This is a genomic window from Xanthovirga aplysinae, assembly GCF_009711365.1.
Taxonomy (GTDB): domain Bacteria; phylum Bacteroidota; class Bacteroidia; order Cytophagales; family Cyclobacteriaceae; genus Xanthovirga; species Xanthovirga aplysinae.
Genome location: NZ_SMMB01000786.1, coordinates 1 through 3,998 on the forward strand (window position 1 = coordinate 1; position 3,998 = coordinate 3,998).

General features: G+C 35.1%; 2 protein-coding genes. One reads left to right on the plus strand and one right to left on the minus strand.

What is annotated here, in order from left to right; genetic code table 11:
- Nucleotides 1–620 (plus strand): sensor histidine kinase (locus tag E1171_RS05695; protein ID WP_155204952.1); only part of this gene is annotated, 620 nt, incomplete at its 5' end.
- 27 nt (nucleotides 621–647) lie between these two features.
- On the opposite strand, the gene E1171_RS05700 is transcribed toward E1171_RS05695, so the two are convergent.
- The coding region (locus E1171_RS05700) for a two-component regulator propeller domain-containing protein (RefSeq protein ID WP_155204954.1) at nucleotides 648–3,998 on the minus strand (3,351 nt) is incomplete at its 5' end.

Consider the following 3,998-nt stretch of genomic DNA (forward strand, 5'->3'; position numbering starts at 1 on the left):
TGGGTAAGTTGTCATTAAATCATTCCGAAACTACCTTGCTATTTAATAAGATAAAAGAACAAAGTGATTTTTTATTGGACAAGTTAAAGAATCTCTTTTATGCCTCCGTAATTCAGCAGGAAGAGCTGGAAGTTGATGCTGTTAAATTTGAGGAAATTATTCCGAGACTATTGAAGCCTTTTCTTGATGATGAGAGCTCAATTGGCATTGATCTCCGTTGGAGAAATGAATGTTCACAGCCGTTTTATAGCGACGTTCGACTTGTTGTGGCTATTATTAGGAACCTGATTCAAAACTCCATTCGCTTTAGGGAAAATAATAGAAAAGATGGGAGCTTTGTTCATATTAAGATTAGTGGCGATAAAAATGAGGTGCGAATATTAATCGTTGATAATGGGCAGGGAATTCCATTGGGACATCAATCTAAGGTTTTTGATATGTTTTACAAGGCTAATATTCAAACTGCAGGTTCGGGTTTAGGACTTTTTTTAGTGCGAAAAGCTGTTGAAAAATTAATGGGCAATATTTTACTGAAAAGTGAGTCTGGCCTTGGTACCACAGTAGAAATAATCCTTCCTTCACTACGCAAAGAAGAAATTTTAAATAAAACCCAGGTTTGAGATAGGTTTTTACTCTCTATATCTCTTTTATAAGTTAAGCTGTAATTGTTTCAATTGATGTCCTATTAAGGAGAAGTTTTTCATTTGAGGTACAGTTAATCGGAAACCTAAAATTAATATATCATCTATTTGTGGATGATTGTGTTTCATCCATTTTTCAATCCTTTCCTTTAATATCATCTGTTGCTTTTCCATAGGTTCGTTATGGATGTCCAGTAATAATTTCCGCAGACGACTTGCCATAAATTTTCTTCCCTTGTTTCCACCAAACTGATCTTGATAACCATCGGTAAAAAGGTAAAAAGTGGTTGGAGTATCGATAATTACCTCATGTTGCTTAAAGTTTCGCTCTTCCAAATGAGGTAAACCACCGATGGATAATCGGTCTCCTTTTATTAGGTTCGCCTCCTCATTTTGAATGATAAGAAGTGGGTTTTTAGCCCCGGCAAATTCTACCTTGCAACTTTGCTTATTGATAACACAAAGGGCAATATCCATACCGTCTTTATTACTGTTTTTATCTTGACGTAGGGTATGTAATATGCCTTTATGAAGCTCATTAAGGATCTTGTTGGCCTGTAATATTCCTTTTTCATGTACAACCTGCTGAAGGACCGTGCTTCCTGTCATGCTCATTAAAGCACCAGGAACTCCATGCCCAGTACAATCTGCCGCTGCAATGATTATTTTATTGTCTTTTTCCGCAAACCAAAAGAAATCTCCACTCACTTTGTCCTTAGGGCGAAAAAAAATGAAGGAATCAGGTAAAACATTTTTGATTTGATTGATTTCGGGTAAAACAGCTTGTTGAATTTGACGAGCATATGAAATGCTTTTATCATGATTTTGATTTTGTGTTTGAAGTTGGGCGTAAACATCTTCTAAGACTTCCAATTGAAGACGAATTTCTTCTTTTTGAAGCAATACTTCATGGGTTCTGTGCTTTACCACTTTTTCCAATTCCTTTTTTTGTGTCTTCATATGGTTCAGTCTATATCGGTACCATAAAAAAGCTCCTCCTATCATCAATAAAAAAACAATAATTCGAAAATATATTTTATCCCATAAAGAAGGACTAATGGTAAGTTCCAGAGTGGTTCCTTCCTCGTTCCAAATTCCGTCTGCATTTGATCCTTTTACTTTAAAAAGATATTTTCCAGGAGGAACTCCTGTATAGGTTGCAAAATTCCGAGTTCCTACGTGCTGCCAATCTTTGTCGAAGCCTTCTAGTTTATAGGCGTATTTATTTTTTTCAGGACAAGAGTAGTCAAGGGCAACAAATTCAAAGGTGAAGAAGCGTTGATCGTGAGAAAGTGAAATATGTTTATTCTTTGCGATGTTTTTCCGAAATATTTCAGATGAATTGTTCCCTTGATTTGTTCCTAATAGATTAAAATCTGTGATAGCCAACGGGGGAACGACAGTATTGTCCAAAATGGAGTTAGGATGAAAAAGGTTAAAGCCGGAATAACCACCAAAATAAAATTCACCTCTACTACTTTTTAAGGTGGCTCCAAAAATAAAACGATTTTCTTGCAGCCCATCTTTTCTGTTGTAACCTTTAAAAGTGAGGCTATCAGGATTAAAACGGGCCAGTCCCTTTCCGGTTGTTACCCATAAATTGGTAAGGGAATCCTCCAGAATATTAATGACTATATTATTTGGAAGTCCATTAAATTCAGAAAAATGTATAAACTCCTTCTTTGATCTGTCAAATAAATTTAATCCTCCACCACGTGTTCCAATCCAAAGTCGGCCTTTGGAGTCTTCATAAATACTGGTAATTACTTCACTACTGATACTATGAGGGTTTTTCCTGTCAAAATTGAAACGAGTAAAAGAATTTTTATTTTTATGGAACTGATTTAGTCCTTTTAAAGTCCCTATCCACAGGTTTCCAAATGAGTCTTCAAAAATGTTTCTAATAAAATTGTCACTGATTGAGAAAGGATCATTTGGATCATGTCGATGTACTTTAATAATTTCTCTTTCTTTACTTATTTGTATAAGTCCTTTTTGTTTTGTCCCTAACCAAAGTGTTGCATCACTATCTTCAAAAACATATCGTACTTGAATTTTTGTGCCTTTTTCACCCACTTTTTCCAGATTGAAAGGGGTGATTTTATTGTAAGAAGGATCAAAGATTTTTAAACCTCTGTCTGTACCCAGCCAAATAGTATTGGAATGATCTTTAATAATAGATCCGATTTTTTCATTTCCTATATCTGGTGAAGTGGTAATGTTTACGAATGTTTCCTGGTTTCTATTAAAGCGCTTTAACCCCTTTTCGGTACCAATCAATATTAGACTATCATTTTCTTCAAAAAAAGAGTAAATAACATCTGAATTTAGGGTAGGGGAAATAGTTGTTTGTTTCCGGTAGTGATTGAATTTTTTTATTTTATTTTCAAATCTGCTAATTCCTTTAGATGTCCCTGCCCAAATGTTTCCTACCTTATCTTCCATTAGGGTTAGCACTGAATTATGAATAATGGTTTGCTCTATGTTGTGGTGTTTAAAAATTTTGATCCCTTTGTGATTGGGTTGATATAGGTTAAGTCCGTTATTTGTTCCTATCCAAATGTTTCCTCTTTTATCTTCCTTTAATGAGCTTATTTTTTGGCTGCTTAATTTATCAATGATGTCCCCATCATTTCCAAATCGGTGAAATGATTGAGTTTCTTTATCAAAACGATAAAGTCCTCGCAATTTGGTTCCAATCCAAATATCTCCACTTTTGTCCTCTAGAATAGAAGTAATCAGGGGATTGGGTAAACCATTATTGATATAATGGATTACATTTCCGGATTGTGGTTCTAGGCAGTTAAGGCCCCCTCCTTTGGTTCCTATCCATAGTTTACCTTCTTTATCCTCGATTACTTTTGAAATATTATTATGGCTAAGTGAATTGGGATTTTCGGGGTTATGAAAAAAGTTGTTGAACTCTTCGGTTAAGGGATTAAAGCAACTTAATCCACCCTGGGTGGATATCCATAATTTGCCATTTTTGTCTTCATAAATATCATTGATGTGGTCATGCGCTAATCCACTTCTATCCAGATCAGGAGAAAAGTATTTAAAAAAGCGATCATTTTGTGGGTCATAGTAATTTAATCCAGATTTGGTACCTATCCAGAGTTTGCCTTTTTTGTCTACTAATAATGCTGTTATGTAACTGTGGCTAATAGAAGTGGAATCAAACGGAAGCTGTTTATACCTTATTAATTTCCTTCCGTCATATCTGTTTAGTCCATCAAAAGTTCCGATCCAGATGAATCCGGTGCTGTCCTGGGCTATTGCATTAACTCTTGGATGAGAAAGTCCTTTTTCTTCCGTGACATGAGAAAGCAAATAATCATAGTTATGGGCAAATATTTT